We start from the raw sequence: 21,927 nt of genomic DNA on the forward strand, positions 1-21,927 counted from the left end.
GTTCAGCGCTCCTGCCCGGCACGGTTGGCGGCCTGTTCAGCCGCCCGTCCGCGTGGGCCGTGAAAGTAATCGTGAATCCACGGGTCGTCGGTCTGTTCGACTTGGGCCAGCGGGCCTGCCACCAGCACCTTCTTCTGCGACAGTACCGCGATGCGGTCAGTGATGGTGTAGAGCGTGTCCAGATCGTGGGTGATGAGGAACACGCTCAGGCCCAGGGCGTCGCGCAGGGTGAGGATCAGTTGGTCGAAGGCGGCGGCGCCGATCGGGTCGAGGCCGGCAGTGGGTTCGTCAAGGAACAGGATGTCCGGGTCCAGGGCCAGTGCGCGGGCAAGTGCGGCGCGCTTGATCATGCCGCCGGACAGTGAAGAGGGGTATTTGTCTGCGGCCGAAATCGGCAGGCCGGCCAAGGCCAGCTTCACCCCGGCCAGGTGCTCTGCATCGGCGCGCGACAGGCCTGCATGCTCGATCAGTGGCAATGCGACGTTCTCGGTGACGGTCAGCGAGGAGAACAGCGCACCCTTCTGAAACAACACGCCAAAGCGCCGTTCGACCAATGAGCGTTGCTCTTCATGCAGGCCGGCCAGGTTCTGGCCAAACACTTTGATCTGGCCTTCATTCGGCAGCCGTAGCCCTATGATGCTGCGTAACAGCACCGACTTGCCGCTGCCCGAACCGCCAACCACGGCCAGGATTTCACCGCGGTAAAGGTCCAGATCGAGGTTCTCGTGCACGCTCTGGCTGCCGAAACGGTTGCAGATGCCCCGCGCCTGGATCACTGCTTCCGGGGCACTCACCAGCCCATCTCCATGCAGAACAGCGCAGCCACTGCATCGAGCACGATGACCACGAAGATCGACTGAACCACGCTGGAGGTGGTGTGGGCGCCTACCGACTCAGCGCTGCCGCTGACCTTGAAGCCTTCCAGGCAGCCAATGGCCGCGATCAGGAAGGCAAAGAAGGGTGCCTTGGCCAAGCCGACGAGAAAGTGCTGCACGCCAATATCGCTTTGCAGCAGCGAGAGGAACATGGCCGGCGAAATATCCAGTGAAAGCGCGCAGACCACAGCACCGCCGACGATGCCGCAGATCATCGCGACGAAGGTCAGCAGCGGCAGCGAGATCAGCAGTGCCAGCACCCGGGGTACGACCAGCAGTTCGATCGGGTTCAGGCCCAGGGTACGGAGGGCGTCGATCTCCTCGTTGGCCTTCATCGAGCCGATCTGGGCAGTGAAGGCACTGGCTGTGCGGCCGGCCATCAGTATGGCGGTCAGCAACACGGCGAATTCGCGCAGGAACGAGAATGCCACCAGGTCGACGGTGAATACGGTTGCGCCGAAATCGGCCAGCACGGTCGCCCCGAGGAAGGCGACCACCGCGCCCACCAGAAACGTCAGCAACGCGACGATAGGCGCGGCGTCCAGACCTGTCTGCTCGATATGCGAGACAACCGGGGTGAGCCGCCAGCGATGCGGTTGCAAGGCCCGGCGCAGCAGGGTCTCCAGGATCAGGCCGATGAAGCCGAGCAACTGCAGGGTGTCTTGCCACAACGTATTGACCGCGCGGCCGATGCGCTCCAGCAGCAGGAGCAGCACAGGGCGCTCGGGTTCCTTTACCGGGATGCAGTAGTCCTGAACCGAGCAGTAGACGTTCTTGAGCAGGGCGCGGCTGGCAGCGGGCAGCTGTTGAGTGCAGTGCGACAGGCGCTCAGAGCCCAGCAGCTCAGCCAGTAGCGAGGCACCGGCGGTATCGAGCTGGCCCAGTTGGCTGAGATCGGCTACGGCGTCGGCGCCGTATTGGGTGCGCAGGTGTTCGCTGTCGCGCTTGAGGCTGGCGTAGTGGGCCAGGGTCCAGTCACCGGCAATGCGCAGGCAGGCCGGTTGGCTGCTGGTGTCCAGAGTGGCGCTGGGGGTGGTCATAGGCTCCATGCATCTGACAGGCGTAGAGGCTGATCATAGCGCAGCAGGCATGGCGGGGTTTGTTGAAATGTGCTGGGGCCGCGTTGCGGCCCAATCGCCGGCAAGCCGGCCCCCACAGGAGCGCTTACTTCGCCGGCGCGTCGTCTACCACCTTGAAGCGCAGCACACCGATCACTTGGCCATCTTCGGTCAGCACGCGCACCTGCCATTTACCTGCGGGGTTTGGCGGGAAGTTCTGCTTGTGGGTCCACGCACGGTAGCCTTCCTTGCGCCCGCCATGGATATCCAGGGCGATACGGTCCACTTCCTTGCCGTCCTTCTGCCACACGTGGTAGATGCGCTCGTTGAGGCCGCGCGGTGCGTTGATGGCGGTGTAGGCATACAGGCCGCTGCTGCGAATGCGGCTGGCGGCAACTTCATCCAGCGATTCGCCGGGCTGGCGGTTCAATACCTCTGTGCTGACCGCCACTTCGGTCATCCACAGGGTGGCCGGTGGGACCCACGAGCGCAGTAACCAACCGCCCCCGCCGACCGCGAGGGTCACCAGTACCAGCGCCACGCCACGGCGCCAGGTGTTGATCGGGAAACTGCTGGCCAGGCTCGGGAACGACAGCACCATGGCTGCAACCAGTGCCAGCTTGAAGCTTTGCGCGGTGGTCAGGTGCAGGATGATCGGCAGGGCCGTCAACAGCGCGGCGAACAGGGTGAGGGTGTGCAGCGCCATGAACAGCCAGCGCCGCGGTGCCAGCCACTTGTAGTACAGCGGGTCGATGATCGAGACCAGCCCGGCGGCACCGAGCAGGCCGGTGAATACCAGTTGGCCACTGTTCCAGGTGGTGGTGATGAAAAAGAACGGCAGTACGAAGAACAGGCTTTCCTGGTGGATCATCTGCGTCGCGTAGCGCAGCAGCGGCTGAGGAATTTCCCGTTTGAAGGTGCGGGCGAACAGGCCTGTCAGGGTGTTCTCCAGCATCAGCCAGATCCAGCTCACCAGCATGAGAATGGCGACCCAGCTGGCCAGGCTGGCCTGGCGGTCGACCAGAATGAAGCTGCCGATACCGGAGAGGAAACCGCCGAGCGCGATGATGCCGGGGTAGCGTTTGAGCAGTTCGATGACGCGCTGGACGATATGGGGAATAGGGGGCATGGGTATACAACAGAGTGATAGGGTGACTGTGCCGCGCCGTCGCGGGTAAACCCGCGAAGAGGCCGGTACTGGCGAAAGGATACCGCCGAATCACCGCTGCCGTGTAGCACCGCTCGGTGGTTGGGGTGAAGTACGCCGGCGACGTAGCAGCCCGGCAGCCAGGATCACCCCCAGTAGCAGCGCAATCAGCCCATACAGCTCGTCATACCCAAGCAACGGCTTCTCGATGCGCAGATAACCCTCATCCTTGAGCAATGCCTTCAGCGCCTCGTTGGCCTGCTCCAGGCTGACCTGTCGCAGCTGCCGGGCCGGGTCGGCAAAGCGCCCGTTGCTGTAGGCGTTGAGTGCCCCCCAGTAATAATCGGCCAGCGCGCTGTTGCCCTGGGTGCTCCAGCTTTCCTTGGCGACGGCGGCCTCCTTGATACGGGCGAATGTATCCGGATCAAGGCCGTCCTCGCGCAAGTGGTCGAACAGTTTCTGCATCACCTTGACCGCCTCGTCGACGTCGTCGCGCTCAAGGTCAGCGTTCAGGCTGAGCAGGCCGCTGTCACCAAAGCTTTCGCGTTGTGCCGAAGGCCCATAGGACAGGCCGTTACGCAGGCGCAACTGGTCGTACAGGGCCCAGTCCAGATAGCGTGAGAGCAGGTCGAGGGTCGACTGGTGGTCGTTGTCCAGGACCGGCTCGATGAACAACCAGTGCAGTTTGACGCTGTCGCCCAGAAAACCACGGGTCAGGTCGCGTCGCTGTTCGGCCTGCTGGCTGATGCTTTCCAGGTTGCGCCGCTCCTGCGGCTCGGTGGCGGGCAGCTCGCCGTAGGTGCGCTCCAGGTAGGCCGGCAGCAGCCGATCGAGGCCGCCAACCATGATCAAGGTCATGTTGTTGGCGGCGTACCAGCGATCACGCAGGGCCTGCACCTGCTCCAGCGTCATGCCATCGAGGTTGGAGCGTTCCGGGCATTTGAGGCCCAGTTCGGTTGCCAACTGATCGCTGGCCGGATGACCGATGTCCTGGCGGTCGAGCCAACGTTGCAGGTGGCCGTAGTGGCCGCCGTCTTCACGTTCGATGATGCGCTTGGCCGTGGCCAACGCCTTGGCGTCGATGCGGGTGTCGCGCAGTACCGCCAGCAGCAGGTCGAGCACTTTGCGCTGGTTGCGCGCCGGGGCCTCGATGACGAAGGTGGTGTCGGCGCTGCTGGTGAAGGCATTCCATTCGCCACCCAAAGCCTGCAGGCGCTCTTCCAGGCCGCCCTCACCGGTCTCGTCGATGCCGCTGAACAGCAAGTGCTCGAGCAGGTGCGGCAGCTCTTTCTGCTCGCAGTCGAAGTCGTCCAGGCCCACACCCACCACCAGGCGGATCGCCACATGATCGCGTTCGTAGCCGGATTTAAGAATAACCTGCAGACCGTTGGGCAGCAGGTAGCCCTCGACCCGCGAACGGTCGAGGGCGAAGGAGTGCAGGCTACAGATCAGCAGGCAAACGAAGGTCAGGCAACGCATGGGCGAGCTTGGGTCTCCAGGTAGGCGAGATCAGGGTAGGCGGGCTTCGTCCGGCACGCTGTCGAGCATTAGCCCGCCGGTGTCCGAGCCACCCAGTACCACATAGGCACTGCTGCAGAACAAAGAGTTCAACCGCTTCATGTCAGCGATCAGCTCCAAGTGTAGCGAACTGGTCTCGATACTTTGCACCACCTTGCGTTGCAGGCGGCTGACATGGGCATGGGCCAGGCGTCTTTCCTGGGCACGGAAGCGGCGTTTTTCCCGCAACAGCAAGCGTGCGCTCTCTGGGTCGGCGCTGAGAAATACCGAAAGGCCCAGGCGCAGGTTGGTCAGCAATTGCTCTTGCAGGCCGGCCAGCTCTTGCAGGCCGACCTGGGAAAACTCCCGGCGTTGGCTGGTCTTCTGCTGTTGGACCTTGCGCAGCATGCGTTCGACCAGGTCACAGGCCAGCTTGAGGTTGATCGCCAGTTCGATGATTTCGGCCCAGCGCCTGTTGTCCTGATCGCTGAGGTCTTCCCGGGGCATTTGGGCCAGGTACAGTTTGATGGCGCTGTACAGCGCTTCGGCATCTTCGCCCAGGGCACGGACCTGCTGTGGGAGGGCGGTCTGGGTGCCGCGCAGGGCGTTGAGCATGGCCTCGAGCAGGCTGTCGACGATATCGCCCAGGCGTAACGTTTCGCGGGCAGCATTGGCCAAGGCCAGGCTGGGTGTGGTGAGTGCCGAGGCGTCCAGGTGGCGTGGGCGCACTTGGCCGTTACCGTTCTCGCGCTCCGGCAACAAGCAGTTGCACAGGCGCCCCATGGGCTTGACGGTGGGCAGCAGGACCAGGCAACGCAGCGTGTTGTAGAGCAGGTGGAAGCCGATCACCAGCTCCTGTGGGCTGAAGCTCAGCGAGTCCATCCACGCCACCAGTGGATTGAGCACCGGAATGATCAGCACCAGGCCGATCAGCTTGTACAACAGGCTGCCCAAGGCCACTCGCCGGCCCGCGGCGTTCTGCATGCTGGTGCTGAGAAAGGCCAGCAGCCCGCTGCCGATGTTGGCGCCGACCACCAGGCCGATGGCCACTGGCAGGCTGATCAGTTCAGCGCCGGCCAGGGTGGCGGTCAGCAGCACTGCTGCCAGGCTGGAGTACGAAACCATGGCGAACACTGCGCCAGCCAAAGCATCGAGCAGGATGTCTCCGGTCAATGAGGCGAACAGTACTTTCACACCCTGAGCCTGGGTGATGGGGGTGGCCGCCTGAACGATCAGTTCCAGCGCCAGAATGATCAGACCCAGGCCGATGCCTACCCGGCCCAGCTGGCCCGCGCGCGTTTGCTTGCGCGACAGAAAAAAGATCACACCCAGGAGTATCAGCAACGGCGAGAGCCATGAAAGGTCCAGGGTAAGCACCCTGGCCATCAGTGCAGTGCCGACATCTGCACCGAGCATGATTGCCAAGGCCGGGGTCATGGCCATCAAGCCCTGACCCACGAATGACGTCACCAGCATGGCGGTCGCGTTGCTGCTCTGCACTACGGCCGTGACCAGGATACCGGCGATGAATGCCAATGGCCGCCGGTTCATGTTCTGGCTCAGGACCCGGCGCAGGTTGGAGCCGAACACTCTCAGGATGCCGGTACGGACGATGTGCGTGCCCCATACCAGCAACGCGACGGCGGAAAGCAGGTTGAGCAGGGTCAGCATGGTGTAGCCCCCCTCTTATCCGGGCTCCAAAGGCGGAGCCAATGGGTGAAGCGGTAAGCCTGGCCCGGGGGTGGGTGTTTTTATCCAGTGCTTACTCAAGCTTTAGTTGTTTTGCGGGCCTGTCGCCAGCTTGGCATGCTCGGCCAGTATTTGAAACCTGTCTGTCACGAAACCCAAGGCATGAAAAAGGGCCCTGATGAGGGCCCTCGAATACTGCGTTCGCGGTGCTTACTGACCCGGAATGTCCTTGCGCAATTTAACTGCGTCTTGCTCCTTGCCGCGCTTGCGCGCCATGGCGGTGCGCATGCGGATGTTGATGGCCTCCACCCCCAGGGAGAACGCCATGGCGAAGTAGACGTAGCCCTTGGGCACGTGCACATCGAAAGATTCGGCGATCAGCACGGTACCTACGACGATCAGGAACGAAAGCGCAAGCATCTTCAGCGAAGGGTGCTTGTCGATGAAGTTGCTGATGGCACCGGCGCACAACATCATCACCAGTACTGCAACGATGATTGCTGCGACCATCACCGGCACATGCGAAACCATGCCTACAGCAGTGATCACCGAGTCCAGGGAGAACACGATGTCGATGATGGCGATCTGAATGATGGTGAAGAGGAACGTGCCGCCCTTGCCCTTGGGCTCGTCACCGCTTTCGTCCTCCCCTTCCAGGCCGTGGTAGATCTCCTGCGAGCTTTTCCACAGCAGGAACAGGCCGCCAAAGAACAGAATCAGGTCGCGGCCCGAGATGCCCTGGCCGAATACCACGAACAGGTCGGCAGTCAGGCGCATGACCCAGGTGATCGACAGCAACAGCAAAATGCGGGTGACCATGGCCAGGGCCAGGCCGAAGATTCGGGTGCGCGCCTGCATGTGCTTGGGCATGCGGCTGACCAGAATCGAGATCATGATGATGTTGTCGATACCGAGAACGATCTCAAGCGCAGTGAGGGTGAAAAAGGCAACCCAGATTTCCGGGCTGGTCAGCCATTCCATGTGTATTCCTTCGAACGATAGTGGCGAAGCGCCCCTGCACAGGGCACTTCGCGTTGCGGTGACAGGCGTTTATTTACAGACTGCTGAACAGCGGAAAAATGCCCATCAGCAGTGCGGCGAGCATTATGCACATGCACACCAGTACTGCCCACTTGAGGGTGAAGCGCTGATGATCACCGAATTCGATGCCTGCCAGCGCCACCAGCAGGTAGGTCGAGGGTACCAGCGGGCTCAGCAGGTGTACCGGCTGGCCGACGATCGAAGCGCGGGCCATTTCCACCGGGCTGATGCCGTAGTGGCTGGCCGCTTCGGCCAGCACCGGCAGCACGCCGTAATAGAAGGCGTCATTGGACATGAAGAAGGTGAACGGCATGCTCACGATCGCGGTGATCACCGCCAGGTAAGGGCCCAGCGCTTCGGGAATGACCGCCAGCAAGCTTTTGGACATGGCCTCGACCATGCCGGTGCCCGACAGGATGCCGGTGAAGATACCGGCGGCGAAGATCAGCCCGGTCACGGCGAGTACGCTGCCAGCGTGGGCGGCAATACGGTCCTTCTGCTGCTGAAGGCAAGGGTAGTTGACGATCATGGCGATGCTGAAGGCGATCATGAACAGCACCGGCAGTGGTAGCAGGCCTGCGATCAGTGCAGCCATCAGCGCAGCGGTGAGCGCACCGTTGAACCACAGAAGCTTCGGCCGGCGTGCGTCGGGGAACTGCGACACGGTGATTTCGCTGTGATCGATGTCGTCGGTAGGCAGGTGCAGTTCACCCAGGCGGGCACGCTCACGCTTGCCGTACATGTAGGCGATGGCCAGGATCGCCAGCACGCCAAAGACCATGGCCGGGATCATCGGTACGAAAATGTCCGAAGGGTCTACGTGCAGGGCACTGGCTGCGCGGGCAGTAGGGCCGCCCCATGGGGTCATGTTCATTACCCCACCGGCGAGTATGATCAGGCCGGCCATGATCCGCGGGCTCATGCCCAGGCGGCTGTACAGGGGCAGCATGGCGGCGCAGCAGATCATGTAGGTGGTGGCGCCGTCACCGTCCAGCGAGACCACCAGGGCCAGCACGGCGGTGCCGACCGAGACTTTCAGCGGGTCGCCCTTGACCAGCTTGAGGATCTTGCGCACCGCCGGGTCGAACAGGCCGGAGTCGATCATCAGGGCGAAGTAAAGGATGGCGAACATCAGCATGACGCCGGTGGGCGCGAGCTTGCTGATGCCTTCGAGCATCATCGGGCCGATCTTGGCGGAAAAACCACCGAACAGGGCGAACAGGATCGGTACCAGGATCAGCGCGATCAAGGCCGACAGGCGCTTGGTCATGATCAGGTACATGAAGGTGATGACCATGGCAAAGCCGAGGAAGGTCAGCATGGCAATACTCCAGGCGTGGCGCGGCGAAAGGAAAGTCGATCGGGCGAATCAGCGCGTTGAGCGCTGCGCGGGGAGCAAGCGGGGGGGGACTGCGAAAGGGCGGGCACAGGAATACATCAGAATCACCATTGTTGTTGTTGATTGGGCCGGGCGCGGAAGATTCCGGGTGCCCTGGCTGACCGGTCTTGTGCCGGTAGTGGTGGCTATCCTATGGGGGCAAGCTTTCAGCCAGCTTTCGCCAGGAAAAGGGCGACGGGAGGTAGGAGATGTCTGATGTAACTGAAGGTGGCTGCCATTGCGGCGCCTTGCGCTATTGCTTGAAGGGTGAGTTGACGGATATCGCCCATTGCCATTGCTCGATCTGCAGGCGGGTCAGCGGCGGCCTGCTGGTGACCTGGCTCACCGTGCCTCGCTCCGGTTTCCAATGGGTGGCGGGCAGGCCGCAGTGCTATGTGGCTCCGGCCAGTTGCAAGCGCTACTTCTGCGGTGATTGTGGTGCACATGTGGCGTTGGTGACGTCGCATAGCCCGGGCAGCATCGATGTGACGGTAGCGACGCTGGACCACCCGGAACGGGTGCGGGCCACGCGGCACATCTGGACCGGGAGCCGGTTGCCCTGGCTGCATGTGGATGAAGGTTTGCCTGAAGAGGAAGAGGAAAAACGCTAGCCTCTGGATGGCATTGCCCGCCCTGTCGCCGGTTTGCCGGCGACAGGGCCAGGAGGGCAATCAAGGCAGTTGCAGGCCGCCTGCTGCCTTGTGCAGCGCCCGCAGGTGCTCACCAATCAGCTTCACATTGGCCTCGACCGCAGCAATTTCCTTGGCCCGCGAAGGCTCCAGCAGCGCCCTGACTTCTCTGTCCAGGTCAGTGCTCAAGCGCAGCAACTGGGCCTGCCGTTCACTACTGACTTTTTCCAGATGCTTGCGCTCATCCGGCTGCGGCAGCCCGTATCCCTTTGTATCCAGCAGTTCGGCCGGGCGGCTGAGGAAGCCACTGTTGGCGAGCATCTGCTTCAGGGTCTGGTCGGCCTTGTTGATACTGCCATCTTTCAGCGCGGCCGCATTCAGATAGCGCTGCTTCACTTCATCCTGAGCCAGCAGCAGTTGGCGGCGCAGGCTGGCCTGTTCCAGCAGAAGCAAGGCGGCGCTGGTGCGCAGGTCGGCTTGCAAGAACCAGCCGCGGCGCTGTTCGGCGTCCTGGGCCAGCCAGTCCTCGACCTTGTCCTGCTTGACTGGCAGCTGTTGCTTCAGCACATCGAACATCGCTTGATAGCGGTCGCGATACGAGTCGAAACGGTAGCCCAGGCGCAAGGCTTCGCGCGGGTCGTCGAGCACGCTGGTATCGGCCAGCCCCCGGCCCTTCAATACTGCAAGCAAACCGTTGGGCATGATGCTGTCGAGGTCGTTCAGGCGCGGGTTGGCGGTGCCGCTGCGCAGCAGTTTCAATGACTCCACCGCACAGTTGTTGGACAGGAACCAGTAGTTGCCGTCATAGCTCCAGTGCATCTCGGCGGCCTGGCGTACCAGATTTTCAATTTCGTCGCGGTTGAGCTTCAACGGCACCGACGCCAGGCTGCGCAGTTCGGTCTTGGTGTATTCGTCGATCACTTGGGCCAGCGGTAGCACGAACAGCCTCGACGGATAGGCGCCAACCAGGCCATCCCAGCTGGACAGTTGAACGTCATTGACGAAGGCACGGTAGGAGAGCACCAGGTGCTGGTCGAGGTCCAGTCGGCAGTCTGGCCCGCGAGGCCGGCCGGGTTTGCAGATCACCAGGCGCAGCATGCTGTGGCCCCAACGGCTCACCAGGTTCTGGTTGGCCTCGGCCAGCAGAAAGTCCACTTCGTAGACCCGTTCCGGGTCGATTTCGCCCAACGGCTGGCGGGCGAAGTCGCTGCCGGCGTTGAGGAATGGCAAGCCCTTGGCGCACGTTGCCTGCTCGGGCGCCCAGCCGAAATGATCAGCCAGGTACTGATTGAGTGCTGGCCGACGGCAGCCGTAGCTTGGGTCCAGGAGGAAGTACTCCATGTTGACCGCGATGTATTCCTTGGGGCTGCTCAGCTCATAGCTGTCGGGGCTGCGCAGGAACTGGCCATTGTGCTGTTCGCGCTCACCGCGGCGGCCGACGTATTGCTGCCAGCCGGCCAGGTCGAGCAGGCGCGGGTCATCGCTCAGGGTAAAGCGGCGCTCGGCCTGGCCGCGGCATTGCTCGGGAAGACCGACCTTGCCAACGGTGCCTTGCTGGCGCTTGCAGCGGGCGATCAGCGAATGTTCAGCACTGGGCCAGAGCCGGGCTCGGTCGTATATGTGGGTAAGTTCGTGCAGGACTGTAGCCAGCAACTCCTCACGCACCGTGCCATGCGGACGGTTGGTGCGCTCCTGTGCAGCACTGCCGTCAGTCAGGCCGGGCAGCAGGCGCCGGTTGAGCTGCAGGGTCGAGACCAAGGAGGCCTGCCCGTAGGCATCGGCTGGCATGTTGTCGCTCCAGCTGACCTCAATGCGCCGGTCGAGCTGTTGCTTGAAGCGGGGAGGGAGCTTGGCCAAAGCCTCATCAAGCAGGGCTTGGGTGGCTTGAGCCTGCTGTGGGGCCAGGCCGGCTGCCTGCAGCTCGAGCTGCAGGCCGGCCAGGGCGGGCGTGCCCAGCAGCGTCAGGGCGCAGCCGAGCAACCAGGCACGTACGCGGTTCACAGCGCCAGGATGGCTTCGGCCAGCACCTGGTCGCTGGCGCCGCGCGCTTCAGGCACGCGTTCGCGCAGGGTGTTGAAGGCGGCCTCAAGCTGGGCGCCACGAATATCACCGTTGCTGGCGACGAAGCTGGCGGCATCGTCATGGGCTTCACGCACGACCTTGGAGTCGCGGATCGAGGTGGTGGTGTCAGAGGTGAAGTCGATCGAGCGGCCAAAGGCCCGCACGATGATGTTGCTGGTGGCCACCAGAGTTTGTGCCTGGGCCAGGTCGGCCAGCAGCAACATGCCGAGGGTAGCGGCGATCAGCGGTTTACGCATGGAGCATCTCCGGAAATGCAGGGAGTCAGATTTAGTGATTGGACGAGAATTGCTTCTGCCAGTTCAAGGTCGCCGACAGATTGACGGCCGCCGTCATGGCGCAGCGACTTGAGTGCTGCTTCCAGGCGTGCTCCGTGAATCAGGCCGTCGCTGGCGACGAAGGCCGCGGCATCGTCGCGAGCCTGCCTGACCAGCTTTCGGTCGAATGGGGCAGTCGTGACTTGGCTGGTGACGTAGCCTGTGATGACCAGGCCTTGCGTGGTGGTGTCCATGGCATGGGCACTGCCCATGGCGACTACGGAAAACAGCAGCGGCAACAGATAACGCATTGGCTTTCTTACGACAGGAACGGAACGGCGAAGGCTAGCCCACAAGTACCGGCCAGGGCCAGCGCTTGTGGGCTGTAGCAGGTCAGATCGCGAGGATGGCCTGGGCCAATTGCGCATCGCTGGCCTGCAGGGCTGGCATGCTCGAGCGGATGTGCAGCAAAGCGCTCTCGAGCTTGGCGCCGCGAATGGCGCCCTGGCTGCCCACGTAGCTGGCCGCATCATCGCGAGCGGCCTGAACGATCTTGTCATCACGGAAAGACGAGGACACATCGGAGGTAGCGTCGGTGGAGGCGGCAACCGCGCCAACGACTGCATCAGTAGTGACAATGAAGCTGGTGGCGTGGGCAGTGCCGGCCAGGCCGAGCAGCAGGGCTGCGCCAATCAGGTAATTACGGATCATGGTCGTGCACTCCTGGGGAAGATTCGGGTGGATCTGCTTATTGGACGCTCACACGGTTCGTCACGGTGGCTTTGAACATCTGGTTTTTACCAGACCGCCCAGTCAAGCGTATCACGCGCCGGAATTTATGGATGTTAATGAACGGCGCACAAGGTAACTGTTATGGTCTATTTTTATACTTTTAAAATTGTACTGGTTCAGTGATGGCAGGCTCTGCTGCAAGGGTGGCCGGGAATTACCCATAAAAAAACCCGCTGCAGTCTCCTGCAACGGGTTTGGGATTCACGGTGCCAGCTGAAGCCGGCGAGCCGGTGCTTAGCGCCAGAACGGCTTGCTCAGCTCTTCGTAACGCTGCGACTCGCTGATACCGGCATCGGCCAGCAGGCGGGCATCGAGACGCGCCAGCTGACGGCGGCTGGCCATGCGGCGCTGCCACAGCAGCAGGGTAGAGAGCGCGCGCAGCGGCAGCGAAGCGTTGGTTTGCTGGGCGTTGTTTTCGAAAACGAGACCGGAACTGAGGGTACGTTCCATGATGTTTCATCCTTCCGCTTATGGCGGGACTAGGGAGTGGTTTAACTGATGCCAATGATCCTCCTCTGCTGTCCATAACAGTAGATACAGTTCTACTGCATTACGATGGTTCAGTTAACTGTGTAACCCTACTGTTGCACTCGAAACAGGCGCAACTGTACTGGTCCGCACCGTTATGGTGCTTTTTCAGGTTTTATATGGCTTTGAGCAGGCGGGAGCGTGGCGAATTAACGGTACAGTAGTACAGTTTTATCGTATTCAGTGCTTGCTGAATCGGGCTTGTGCCGAGAAAGGGCTGCAGGGCAGCCCTCGAGGTGTTGCTGTGGCGTCAGGAGTGCGTGGCGGCCGTTGGCAAAGGCAGGCCGCTGCTACAGATCAGCTGGCGAGCATGCGCCCACTTTCTTCCAGATTTTCGTGCCAGCTCAGCGCCTCACGCAGGATATGCGGAGTGTGGCCGCCACGCAGGCAAGCGCGATCGAAATAGTCGTTCAGCGCTGCACGGTAATCCGGGTGGACACAGTTATCGATGATCGCCCGTGCCCGTTCCCGTGGCGCGAGGCCCCGCAGGTCGGCAAGCCCCTGTTCGGTTACCAGGATGTCCACGTCGTGCTCGGTGTGGTCGACATGGCTCACCATAGGCACCACGCTGGAGATCGCGCCGCCTTTGGCGATCGACTTGGTGACGAATACGGCCAGGTGGGCATTACGGGCGAAATCGCCGGAGCCACCGATACCGTTCATCATCCGGGTGCCACAGACGTGCGTGGAGTTGACGTTGCCGTAGATGTCGAACTCCAGCGCCGTGTTGATGCCGATGATGCCCAGGCGGCGCACGACTTCAGGGTGGTTGGAGATCTCCTGCGGGCGCAGCACCAGCTTGTCCTTGTAGCGCTCCAGGTTGCCGAATACGTCGGCATTGCGACGGCCCGACAGGGTGATGGAGCTGCCCGAGGCAAAACTCAGCTTGCCAGCGTCGATCAGGTCGAAGGTCGAGTCCTGAAGTACTTCGGAGTACATGGTCAGGTCTTCGAACGGCGACTCGATCAGGCCACACATCACCGCGTTGGCGATGCTGCCGATGCCGGCTTGCAGCGGGCCGAGCCTGTTGGTCATGCGGCCTGCATCCACTTCGTTCTTGAGGAAGTTGATCAGGTGGTCGGCGATGGCCTGGGTTTCATCGTCCGGCGGTAGCACGGTGGAGGGCGAATCAGGCTGGTCGCTGATGACGATGCCGACGATCTTGGCGGGGTCGATCGGGATTGCGGTGCTGCCGATGCGGTCATCCACTTTCACCAGCGGGATCGGCGTGCGGGTTGGGCGATAGGTCGGGATATAGATGTCGTGCAGGCCTTCGAGGTTGGCGTTGTGCGACAGGTTGATCTCGACAATCACCTGCTTGGCGAAGATCGCGAAGCTCGCCGAGTTGCCCACCGAAGTGGTCGGCACGATGTGGCCCTGTTCAGTAATGGCCACCGCTTCGATTACCGCGATGTCCGGCAGTTTGAGCTGCTGGTTGCGCAGTTGCTCGACGGTTTCCGACAGGTGCTGGTCGATGAACATCACCTGACCGTCGTTGATGGCTTTGCGCAGGGTGCTGTCGACCTGGAACGGCATGCGGCGCGCCAGCACGCCGGCCTCGGTCAGTTGCTTGTCCAGGTCATTGCCCAGGCTGGCGCCGGTCATCAGGCTGATTTTCAGAGGCGACAGCTTGGCGCGTTCGGCCAAGGCATGCGGTACGGCCTTGGCTTCGCCGGCGCGGGTGAAACCGCTCATGCCGACGGTCATGCCGTCCTCGATCAGGCCAGCGGCGTCAGCCGCACTCATTACCTTGCTGTGCAGGGAGGACAAGCGGATACGATCACGGTACATGGATTGTTATCTCGGGCTACTGAAGCTACTGCAGCGCAGTCTAGAGATTTACCCCGGCGCCGTCCCGCGACCATGGTCGTATGAGGAGCCACGCAATAGAGCCATTGATCTGGATCAGCAAAATGAAAAAGCCCCGGGAGGGATCTCGCCGGGGCTTCTTTATAGTCCACTGGGTGGTGGAAGCGGGGTTACTCGACGGCTTTGACCATATCCTCGATGACCTTCTTCGCGTCACCGAACACCATCATGGTCTTGTCCAGGTAGAACAGTTCGTTGTCCAGGCCGGCGTAGCCGCTGGCCATGGAGCGTTTGTTGACGATGATGGTCTTGGCTTTGTAAGCCTCCAGGATCGGCATGCCCGCGATCGGCGACTTTGGATCGTTCTTAGCCGCCGGGTTGACCACGTCGTTGGCGCCCAGCACCAACACTACGTCGGCCTGACCGAACTCAGCGTTGATGTCTTCCATCTCGAACACTTGGTCGTAGGGCACTTCGGCCTCGGCCAGCAGTACGTTCATGTGCCCAGGCATGCGCCCTGCCACTGGGTGGATCGCGTACTTCACGGTCACCCCGTTGTGGGTCAGCTTCTCGGTCAGTTCCTTGAGCGCGTGCTGGGCACGTGCTACCGCCAGGCCGTAGCCGGGCACGATGATCACCGTGTCGGCGTTGCTCAGCAGGAAGGTCGCGTCGTCGGCCGAGCCAGACTTCACCGGGCGCTGCTCTTTCGAGCCTTGCGCCGCGCCGGTATCGGTATCCCCGCCGAAGCCGCCGAGGATGACGTTGAAGAACGAGCGATTCATCGCTTTGCACATGATGTACGAGAGGATCGCACCGCTGGAGCCCACCAGGGAGCCGGCGATGATCAGCATCGAGTTGTTCAGCGAGAAGCCGATACCGGCCGCCGCCCAACCCGAATAGCTATTGAGCATCGACACCACCACCGGCATGTCTGCACCGCCGATCGGGATAATGATCAGTACACCCATGATGAAGGCCAGGACCAGCATCAAGGTGAAGGCGCTGTAGTGGCCGGTGAAGGTGAACAGCAGGCCCAGGGCAATCGTGGTCAGGCCCAGAATCAGGTTCAGCTTGTGCTGGCCGGCGAACTGTACCGGTGCGCCTTGGAACAGGCGGAACTTGTACTTGCCCGACAGCTTGCCGAACGCGATCACGGAACCGGAGAAAGTGATTGCACCGATGGCAGCGCCAAGGAACAGCTCCAGGCGGTTACCGGTGGGGATCGGGTCGCTGATGCTGGCGACAATGCCCATCGATTGCGGCTCGAGTACTGCCGCGATGGCAATGAATACCGCCGCCAGGCCGATCATGCTGTGCATGAAGGCGACCAGCTCCGGCATTTTGGTCATTTCTACGCGCTTGGCCATGATCGAGCCCGCGGTACCGCCGACCAGCAGGCCGACGATGACGTAGCCAATCCCGGCAGTTGCCAGCTCTGCCCCAAGCTTATAGATGAGGCCAACCGTGGTGAGGATCGCGATCCCCATGCCGATCATGCCGAACAGGTTGCCGCGCCGCGACGTGGTCGGGTGCGACAGGCCCTTGAGCGCCTGAATGAAGCAGACCGAGGCGACGAGGTAGAGGAGCGTTACCAGATTCATGCTCATGCTTACTTCTGCGCCTCGTTCTTGGTTTTCTTCTTGAACATCTCAAGCATGCGACGGGTGACCAGGAAGCCACCGAACACGTTGACCGCAGCCAGGGCCACCGCCAGGGTGCCCATCAGCTTGCCGGCCGGGGTCACGGTCAGCGCGGCAGCCAGCATGGCGCCGACGATGACGATGGCCGAGATGGCGTTGGTGACCGCCATCAGGGGTGTGTGCAGTGCCGGGGTCACGTTCCAGACCACGTGGTAGCCGATATAGATGGCCAGCACGAAGATGATCAGGTTGTAGATGCCATGGGAAATCAGCATGTCTTCCATTGTCGTGCTCCTTAGCCGTTCTTGCGCACGACCTGGCCGTCGCGGCACATCAGGCACGCGGCGACGATGTCGTCTTCGAGGTTGATGACCAGCGCGCCGTCCTTGTCGAACAGCAGCTTCATGAAATCCAGCAGGTTGCGTGCATACAGTGCCGAGGCATCTGCTGCCACCTGGGCCGGCAGGTTGGTCGGGCCGACGATGGTCACGCCGTTTTCCATCACGACCTGGTCGGCCACGGTCAGCGGGCAATTACCGCCTTGGGCAGCGGCCAGATCGATGACCACCGAGCCTGGTTTCATCTGCGCCACGGTTTCGGCGCTGAGCAGGGTCGGTGCCTTGCGGCCGGGGATGAGCGCCGTAGTGATGACGATGTCGGCCTGTTTGGCTCGCTCATGCACGGCCTGGGCCTGGCGCTGCATCCAGCTGGCCGGCATCGGCCGGGCATAGCCGCCGACGCCTTCTGCGCACTCGCGCTCCTCATCGGTCTCGTAGGGCACGTCGATGAACTTGGCGCCCAGCGACTCGATCTGCTCCTTGACAGCCGGGCGTACGTCGGACGCCTCGATGACTGCGCCCAGGCGCTTGGCGGTGGCGATGGCCTGCAGGCCGGCAACGCCAGCACCCAGGATCAGCACGCGCGCGGCTTTCACAGTACCGGCGGCGGTCATCAGCATGGGCATGAAGCGCGGGTAATGATGGGCAGCCAGCAACACGGCCTTGTAACCGGCGATGTTGGCCTGGGACGACAGCACGTCCAGGCTCTGGGCCCGGGATGTACGCGGCGCGGCCTCCAGGGCGAAGGCAGTGATACCGCGCTCTGCCATCTTGCCGATCAGCTCGTTGTTGAATGGGTTGAGCATGCCCACCAGAAGGCTGCCGCTGTTGATCAGGGCCAGCTCCTGGTCGTTGGGACCGACCACCTTGAGGACCAGTTGGGCGCCGTAGGCATCGGCTGCACTTCCCAGGGAAGCGCCCACGGCCTCATAGGCACTGTCCGGAATGCTGGCATTGAGCCCTGCCCCCCGTTGGACGGTGACCTGATGGCCCTGGCCAATCAGTTTCTTGATGGTTTCCGGGGTCGCAGCGACCCTTGTCTCACCGGTCTGCGTCTCGAGAGGAACACCAATGTGCACGACTATTTCTCCTGCGGTGACCTTTTTGTCTTTATAGAAGCCAGCGCACTTCGGGTGGTGCGCGGGTTTGGCTGTTGAGCGCCAGTCCGCCGAATCCAGGGCGGGCGGAGCATTTTGCAGACGAACCCAGGGGCCTTCAACCGGTTCTGGAGCGAAACGAAGTTAAAACTACAAGTCACCCTGTGACCGTATGTCGCAACGGATAGGGCGCAGCCCGTCAAACATGGGCTATTGGCAGATTAGGGGATTTTTTGAAATTTTTTGCGCTGATTTCGCAGATGGACTCGCGAAGGTCGTAAAACCCTCTGAAAGCCGCGTGTTTAGCGGTTTTGTCGGGGTTTTTCGATTCACCTGAACAGTTTGCTTATATGCGACAAAAACATACATCTGTAGGTGTTCAAAATAATTGACTACAAGGGTAGGGAAGGGGCGATGTAATGCTGTGCCTGCCCCAGTAGCCAATCACGGAATGCCCGCAGCGACGCCGATTCGGCCTTGCGCTCGGGAATCATCAGATAATAGGCCTTGTCGCTGGACAGGGCGTATCTGTTAGCGACCACCAGTCTGCCTTCCTCCAGTTCCCGCTGGATCAGGAACGGTGGTATCAGCGCGATGCCCATCTCGTGGGTGGCAGCTTGGGCCAGCATTGAGAACAGTTCATAGCGCGGGCCTGTCATGTCCCCGGAAACGTTCATGCCCAGACCATTGAACCACTGTCGCCAGGCATAGGGCCGCGTGGTCTGCTGCAGCAGCGGCAGGTGGGCGATTCGCGTCGCGTCGAGCATGCCTTGCCCGTCCAGCAAGGCTGGGCTGCACACGGGTACCGGGTTTTCGCCCATCAGGCGGTGGGAGTGCGTGCCTGACCAGTCGGCATCGCCAAAATAGATAGCGGCGTCGAACGTGGTGTCGGCAAACAGGAACGGCCGTGTGCGGTTGGTGAGGTTGACAGTGACATCCGGGTGCCGTTGCTGGAAGTCCTTGAGCCGCGGCAGCAGCCATTGGGTGCCGAAAGTCGGTACTACGGCCAGTTCGATCACGTTGGCACCTTGCTGGCGCATTACCGACAAGGTGTCACGCTCTACAGCATCCAGCTGTGCGGCAACCTGGCGGCTATACGACAGTCCCGCCTCTGTCAGCTTGACGCCGCGCCGCGAGCGCCGGAACAGCTCCACGTTGAGAAACCCCTCGAGGCCGCCGATCTGGCGACAGACGGCGCCTTGGGTCAGGGCAAGTTCCTGAGCGGCCTTGGTAAAGCTCTCGTGGCGCGCTGCCGCTTCGAAGCAGACCAATGCGGTGGTACTGGGGATCTTGCGACGCATGTACGGCAACCTCACTTATAGGGTTTGCAAGATGGGGTTTTTGTGTGTTTCGGAGTGATAAATTATCACTAATACGTGCGCAATCCTCGTTTGTCCTCGTTGTAGATCAGGCCTAGGATCAAAGGCACAAGAATCTGCTCCCCTATTTCGAGGATTTCACTCATGGCCGGTAAAGCAAGCTTCAACTGGATCGACCCGCTGCTGCTGGACCAGCAGCTCACTGAAGAAGAGCGCATGGTTCGTGACAGCGCCTATCAGTTCGCCCAGGACAAGCTGGCCCCGCGGGTGCTGGAGGCTTTCCGTCATGAGCAGACCGACCCCGCTATTTTTCGCGAAATGGGTGAAGTCGGCCTGCTGGGCGCGACCATTCCCGAGCAATATGGCGGGAGTGGGCTCAACTACGTGTGCTACGGGCTGATTGCCCGGGAAGTGGAGCGTATCGACTCTGGCTATCGCTCGATGATGAGTGTGCAGTCTTCACTGGTGATGGTGCCGATCAACGAGTTCGGTACCGAAGCGCAGAAACAGAAGTACCTGCCCAAGCTTGCCAGCGGTGAGTGGATCGGTTGCTTCGGCCTGACCGAACCTAACCATGGCTCCGACCCGGGCTCGATGATCACCCGTGCCAGAAAGGTGGACGGCGGCTATCGCCTGAGCGGCAGCAAGATGTGGATCACCAACAGCCCGATCGCCGATGTGTTCGTGGTCTGGGCCAAGGATGACGCTGGCGATATCCGCGGCTTTGTTCTTGAAAAGGGTTGGCAGGGCCTCAGTGCACCGGCGATCCATGGCAAGGTCGGGCTGCGCGCGTCGATCACCGGCGAAATCGTGATGGACAATGTGTTCGTGCCTGAGGAAAACATCTTCCCGGATGTGCGTGGCCTCAAAGGTCCGTTCACCTGCCTGAACTCTGCCCGTTATGGTATTTCGTGGGGTGCTTTGGGGGCTGCTGAAGCCTGCTGGCACACCGCTCGCCAGTACACCCTGGACCGTCAGCAGTTCGGTCGCCCGCTGGCTGCCAATCAGCTTATCCAGAAAAAGCTGGCCGACATGCAGACCGAAATTACCCTGGCCCTGCAAGGCTGCCTGCGTTTGGGGCGTATGAAAGACGAGGGCACCGCTGCGGTGGAGATCACCTCGATCATGAAGCGCAACTCGTGCGGCAAGTCGCTGGACATTGCGCGTATGGCCCGTGACATGTTGGGTGGTAACGGTATCTCCGACGAGTTCGGCGTGGCGCGTCATCTGGTCAATCTTGAGGTGGTCAATACCTATGAGGGCACCCATGACGTACACGCGCTGATTCTGGGGCGCGCGCAAACCGGCATCCAGGCCTTCTATTGATAAGGAGCCTGGTCATGGGCGCGCTATCTCATCTGCGGGTGCTGGACCTCTCCCGTGTGCTGGCTGGGCCTTGGTCTGGTCAGATTCTGGCTGACCTGGGCGCCGACGTGATCAAGGTCGAGCGCCCAGGCAGCGGCGACGATACTCGCGCCTGGGGGCCGCCCTTCCTCAAGGATGTACAAGGCGAGAACACCAGTGAGGCGGCTTACTATTTGTCGGCCAACCGTAACAAGCGTTCGGTGACCATCGACTTTACTCAGCCAGAGGGGCAGCGCCTGGTGCGTGAGCTGGCTGCGAAGTCGGACATCGTCATTGAAAACTTCAAGGTTGGCGGGCTGGCTGCCTATGGGCTGGATTACGCGAGCCTGAAGTTGGTGAATCCCCGGCTTATCTATTGCTCGATCACTGGCTTCGGTCAGACCGGGCCCTACGCTAAGCGCGCCGGCTATGACTTCATGATCCAGGGGCTGGGCGGGCTGATGAGCCTGACCGGGCGCCCCGACGGTGATGAGGGTGCCGGACCTGTGAAGGTGGGGGTAGCGCTTACCGATATTCTGACTGGGCTGTATTCGACCGTGGCCATACTGGCGGCCCTCGCCCATCGCGACCAGGCCGGTGTCGGGCAGCACATCGATATGGCCTTGCTGGATGTGCAGGTAGCCTGCCTGGCCAATCAGGCGATGAACTACCTCACTACTGGCAACCCGCCGCGACGGCTGGGCAATGCACATCCTAATATTGTGCCTTATCAGGATTTCCCGACCGCAGATGGCGACTTCATTCTTACCGTCGGCAACGATGGCCAGTTCCGCAAGTTCGCCGAGGTGGCTGGTCAGCCTCAATGGGCTGATGACCCACGCTTCGCAACCAACAAGCTGCGGGTGGCCAATCGGGCGGAGCTGATTCCGTTGATTCGCCAGGCCACGGTGTTCAAGACAACGGCTGAGTGGGTGAGCCAGTTGGAAGCTGCAGGCGTGCCCTGTGGGCCGATCAATGATCTGGCGCAGATGTTCCAGGACCCGCAAGTGCTTGCGCGCGGCCTGGCTGTGAGCATGCCCCATGCCTTGGCTGGGAGTGTGCCGCAGGTGGCCAGCCCTATCAGGTTATCGGAAACGCCCGTTGAGTATCGTCGTGCGCCGCCGCTGCTGGGTGAGCACACGGAGGCAGTTCTAGGTGATGTGTTGGGGTTGGATGGCGATGCGCTTGGGCGCTTGCGCAGTGCTGGTGTGCTCTGAGGCTATATATAGGTGATGAAAAGCGGGGAGGCCGACAGGCCTCCCCGCTTTGCTTTTTAGCGATAGTAAGGTTTATTGAAATTAAGCCTTGACGGGCGTCCGAATCCCCTTATAATGCGCCCCACTTCCAGCGTAGTCGGAGCGAGAAACTCCTTGAAATTCAAAGAGTTGCTTAATCCAGGTGGTGCTGGTG

20 protein-coding genes are annotated in these 21,927 nt (G+C 61.6%); 3 read left to right on the top strand and 17 right to left on the bottom strand.

What is annotated here, in order from left to right; all coding sequences use genetic code 11:
• Nucleotides 1-2: 2 nt before the first annotated feature.
• From NGJ21_RS12685 to NGJ21_RS12715, 7 genes are all read right to left on the bottom strand, one after another.
• Nucleotides 3-794: an ABC transporter ATP-binding protein gene (locus NGJ21_RS12685; protein WP_251962176.1), complete on the bottom strand. Its 792-nt coding sequence runs from the start codon at nt 792-794 to the stop codon at nt 3-5.
• Complete coding sequence (locus tag NGJ21_RS12690) at nt 791-1,924, bottom strand: ABC transporter permease (protein ID WP_251962177.1); 1,134 nt, start codon at nt 1,922-1,924, stop codon at nt 791-793. Before NGJ21_RS12690 ends, NGJ21_RS12685 begins: the two co-directional genes overlap by 4 nt.
• Before the next feature lie 115 nt (nt 1,925-2,039).
• Complete coding sequence (locus NGJ21_RS12695; protein WP_046786722.1) at nt 2,040-3,062, bottom strand: DUF5924 family protein; 1,023 nt, start codon at nt 3,060-3,062, stop codon at nt 2,040-2,042.
• A gap of 90 nt (nt 3,063-3,152) precedes the next feature.
• The gene (locus NGJ21_RS12700) at nt 3,153-4,559 is read right to left on the bottom strand and encodes a M16 family metallopeptidase (RefSeq protein ID WP_115273167.1); all 1,407 of its coding nucleotides are present in this window, start codon (nt 4,557-4,559) and stop codon (nt 3,153-3,155) included.
• Between the two features lie 30 nt (nt 4,560-4,589).
• On the bottom strand, nt 4,590-6,248 hold the full coding sequence (locus NGJ21_RS12705; protein ID WP_251962178.1) for a Na/Pi cotransporter family protein: 1,659 nt from the start codon (nt 6,246-6,248) through the stop codon (nt 4,590-4,592).
• Between the two features lie 228 nt (nt 6,249-6,476).
• Nucleotides 6,477-7,247, bottom strand: a complete 771-nt coding sequence (locus NGJ21_RS12710; RefSeq protein ID WP_012316834.1) for a TerC family protein — start codon at nt 7,245-7,247, stop codon at nt 6,477-6,479.
• A gap of 73 nt (nt 7,248-7,320) precedes the next feature.
• Complete coding sequence (locus tag NGJ21_RS12715; protein ID WP_012316833.1) at nt 7,321-8,628, bottom strand: CitMHS family transporter; 1,308 nt, start codon at nt 8,626-8,628, stop codon at nt 7,321-7,323.
• A 266-nt stretch (nt 8,629-8,894) separates the two neighbouring features.
• Here NGJ21_RS12715 and NGJ21_RS12720 point away from each other — a divergent pair, with 266 nt between their 5' ends.
• On the top strand, nt 8,895-9,296 hold the full coding sequence (locus tag NGJ21_RS12720) for a GFA family protein (protein WP_046786718.1): 402 nt from the start codon (nt 8,895-8,897) through the stop codon (nt 9,294-9,296).
• 60 nt (nt 9,297-9,356) lie between these two features.
• On the opposite strand, the gene NGJ21_RS12725 is transcribed toward NGJ21_RS12720, so the two are convergent.
• The 10 genes from NGJ21_RS12725 to NGJ21_RS12770 form a co-directional block, all read right to left on the bottom strand.
• Nucleotides 9,357-11,315, bottom strand: coding sequence for a DUF7844 domain-containing protein (locus NGJ21_RS12725; protein ID WP_046786717.1), 1,959 nt, complete (start codon nt 11,313-11,315; stop codon nt 9,357-9,359).
• The gene (locus NGJ21_RS12730; RefSeq protein WP_012316830.1) at nt 11,312-11,632 is read right to left on the bottom strand and encodes a DUF2388 domain-containing protein; all 321 of its coding nucleotides are present in this window, start codon (nt 11,630-11,632) and stop codon (nt 11,312-11,314) included. The genes NGJ21_RS12725 and NGJ21_RS12730 overlap by 4 nt, the downstream gene beginning before the upstream one ends.
• Entirely contained in the window at nt 11,617-11,961 is a 345-nt protein-coding gene (locus tag NGJ21_RS12735; protein WP_046786716.1) for a DUF2388 domain-containing protein, read from the bottom strand. The genes NGJ21_RS12730 and NGJ21_RS12735 overlap by 16 nt, the downstream gene beginning before the upstream one ends.
• Nucleotides 11,962-12,043: 82 nt before the next feature.
• A complete protein-coding gene (locus NGJ21_RS12740) occupies nt 12,044-12,361 on the bottom strand; it encodes a DUF2388 domain-containing protein (RefSeq protein ID WP_204919203.1) in 318 nt (105 codons plus the stop codon).
• A gap of 315 nt (nt 12,362-12,676) precedes the next feature.
• A complete protein-coding gene (locus NGJ21_RS12745) occupies nt 12,677-12,892 on the bottom strand; it encodes a DUF1127 domain-containing protein (protein WP_012316827.1) in 216 nt (71 codons plus the stop codon).
• Nucleotides 12,893-13,267: 375 nt separating this feature from the next.
• Nucleotides 13,268-14,761 (bottom strand): succinyl-CoA:acetate CoA-transferase ScpC, encoded by a 1,494-nt coding sequence (gene scpC / locus NGJ21_RS12750; RefSeq protein WP_039604671.1) that lies wholly within the window; start codon nt 14,759-14,761, stop codon nt 13,268-13,270.
• Nucleotides 14,762-14,949: 188 nt separating this feature from the next.
• A complete protein-coding gene (locus NGJ21_RS12755; RefSeq protein WP_042111833.1) occupies nt 14,950-16,386 on the bottom strand; it encodes an NAD(P)(+) transhydrogenase (Re/Si-specific) subunit beta in 1,437 nt (478 codons plus the stop codon).
• A 2-nt stretch (nt 16,387-16,388) separates the two neighbouring features.
• Nucleotides 16,389-16,703, bottom strand: coding sequence for an NAD(P) transhydrogenase subunit alpha part 2 (locus NGJ21_RS12760; RefSeq protein WP_012316824.1), 315 nt, complete (start codon nt 16,701-16,703; stop codon nt 16,389-16,391).
• 11 nt (nt 16,704-16,714) lie between these two features.
• Complete coding sequence (locus NGJ21_RS12765; protein ID WP_039604735.1) at nt 16,715-17,836, bottom strand: Re/Si-specific NAD(P)(+) transhydrogenase subunit alpha; 1,122 nt, start codon at nt 17,834-17,836, stop codon at nt 16,715-16,717.
• Between the two features lie 410 nt (nt 17,837-18,246).
• Nucleotides 18,247-19,155, bottom strand: a complete 909-nt coding sequence (locus NGJ21_RS12770; RefSeq protein ID WP_046786714.1) for a LysR family transcriptional regulator — start codon at nt 19,153-19,155, stop codon at nt 18,247-18,249.
• A 162-nt stretch (nt 19,156-19,317) separates the two neighbouring features.
• On the opposite strand from NGJ21_RS12770, the gene NGJ21_RS12775 reads away from it, so the two are divergent.
• Nucleotides 19,318-20,499, top strand: coding sequence for an acyl-CoA dehydrogenase (locus tag NGJ21_RS12775; protein WP_012316821.1), 1,182 nt, complete (start codon nt 19,318-19,320; stop codon nt 20,497-20,499).
• A 14-nt stretch (nt 20,500-20,513) separates the two neighbouring features.
• Complete coding sequence (locus tag NGJ21_RS12780) at nt 20,514-21,734, top strand: CaiB/BaiF CoA transferase family protein (RefSeq protein WP_174142402.1); 1,221 nt, start codon at nt 20,514-20,516, stop codon at nt 21,732-21,734.
• Nucleotides 21,735-21,927 lie beyond the last annotated feature (193 nt).

This window comes from Pseudomonas sp. Marseille-Q5299, assembly GCF_943737035.1.
In the GTDB taxonomy this organism is placed as follows: Bacteria; Pseudomonadota; Gammaproteobacteria; order Pseudomonadales; family Pseudomonadaceae; genus Aquipseudomonas; species Aquipseudomonas putida_E.

Coding starts and splice junctions, on each gene's coding strand:
- NGJ21_RS12715 (WP_012316833.1), bottom strand. CDS start 8,628: ATGCTGACCTTCCTCGGCTTTGCCATGGTCATCACCTTCATGTACCTG.
- scpC (WP_039604671.1), bottom strand. CDS start 14,761: ATGTACCGTGATCGTATCCGCTTGTCCTCCCTGCACAGCAAGGTAATG.
- NGJ21_RS12780 (WP_174142402.1), top strand. CDS start 20,514: ATGGGCGCGCTATCTCATCTGCGGGTGCTGGACCTCTCCCGTGTGCTG.
- NGJ21_RS12735 (WP_046786716.1), bottom strand. CDS start 11,961: ATGCGTTATCTGTTGCCGCTGCTGTTTTCCGTAGTCGCCATGGGCAGT.
- NGJ21_RS12740 (WP_204919203.1), bottom strand. CDS start 12,361: ATGATCCGTAATTACCTGATTGGCGCAGCCCTGCTGCTCGGCCTGGCC.
- NGJ21_RS12730 (WP_012316830.1), bottom strand. CDS start 11,632: ATGCGTAAACCGCTGATCGCCGCTACCCTCGGCATGTTGCTGCTGGCC.
- NGJ21_RS12705 (WP_251962178.1), bottom strand. CDS start 6,248: ATGCTGACCCTGCTCAACCTGCTTTCCGCCGTCGCGTTGCTGGTATGG.
- NGJ21_RS12720 (WP_046786718.1), top strand. CDS start 8,895: ATGTCTGATGTAACTGAAGGTGGCTGCCATTGCGGCGCCTTGCGCTAT.
- NGJ21_RS12695 (WP_046786722.1), bottom strand. CDS start 3,062: ATGCCCCCTATTCCCCATATCGTCCAGCGCGTCATCGAACTGCTCAAA.
- NGJ21_RS12770 (WP_046786714.1), bottom strand. CDS start 19,155: ATGCGTCGCAAGATCCCCAGTACCACCGCATTGGTCTGCTTCGAAGCG.
- NGJ21_RS12700 (WP_115273167.1), bottom strand. CDS start 4,559: ATGCGTTGCCTGACCTTCGTTTGCCTGCTGATCTGTAGCCTGCACTCC.
- NGJ21_RS12690 (WP_251962177.1), bottom strand. CDS start 1,924: ATGGAGCCTATGACCACCCCCAGCGCCACTCTGGACACCAGCAGCCAA.
- NGJ21_RS12745 (WP_012316827.1), bottom strand. CDS start 12,892: ATGGAACGTACCCTCAGTTCCGGTCTCGTTTTCGAAAACAACGCCCAG.
- NGJ21_RS12755 (WP_042111833.1), bottom strand. CDS start 16,386: ATGAGCATGAATCTGGTAACGCTCCTCTACCTCGTCGCCTCGGTCTGC.
- NGJ21_RS12710 (WP_012316834.1), bottom strand. CDS start 7,247: ATGGAATGGCTGACCAGCCCGGAAATCTGGGTTGCCTTTTTCACCCTC.
- NGJ21_RS12760 (WP_012316824.1), bottom strand. CDS start 16,703: ATGGAAGACATGCTGATTTCCCATGGCATCTACAACCTGATCATCTTC.
- NGJ21_RS12775 (WP_012316821.1), top strand. CDS start 19,318: ATGGCCGGTAAAGCAAGCTTCAACTGGATCGACCCGCTGCTGCTGGAC.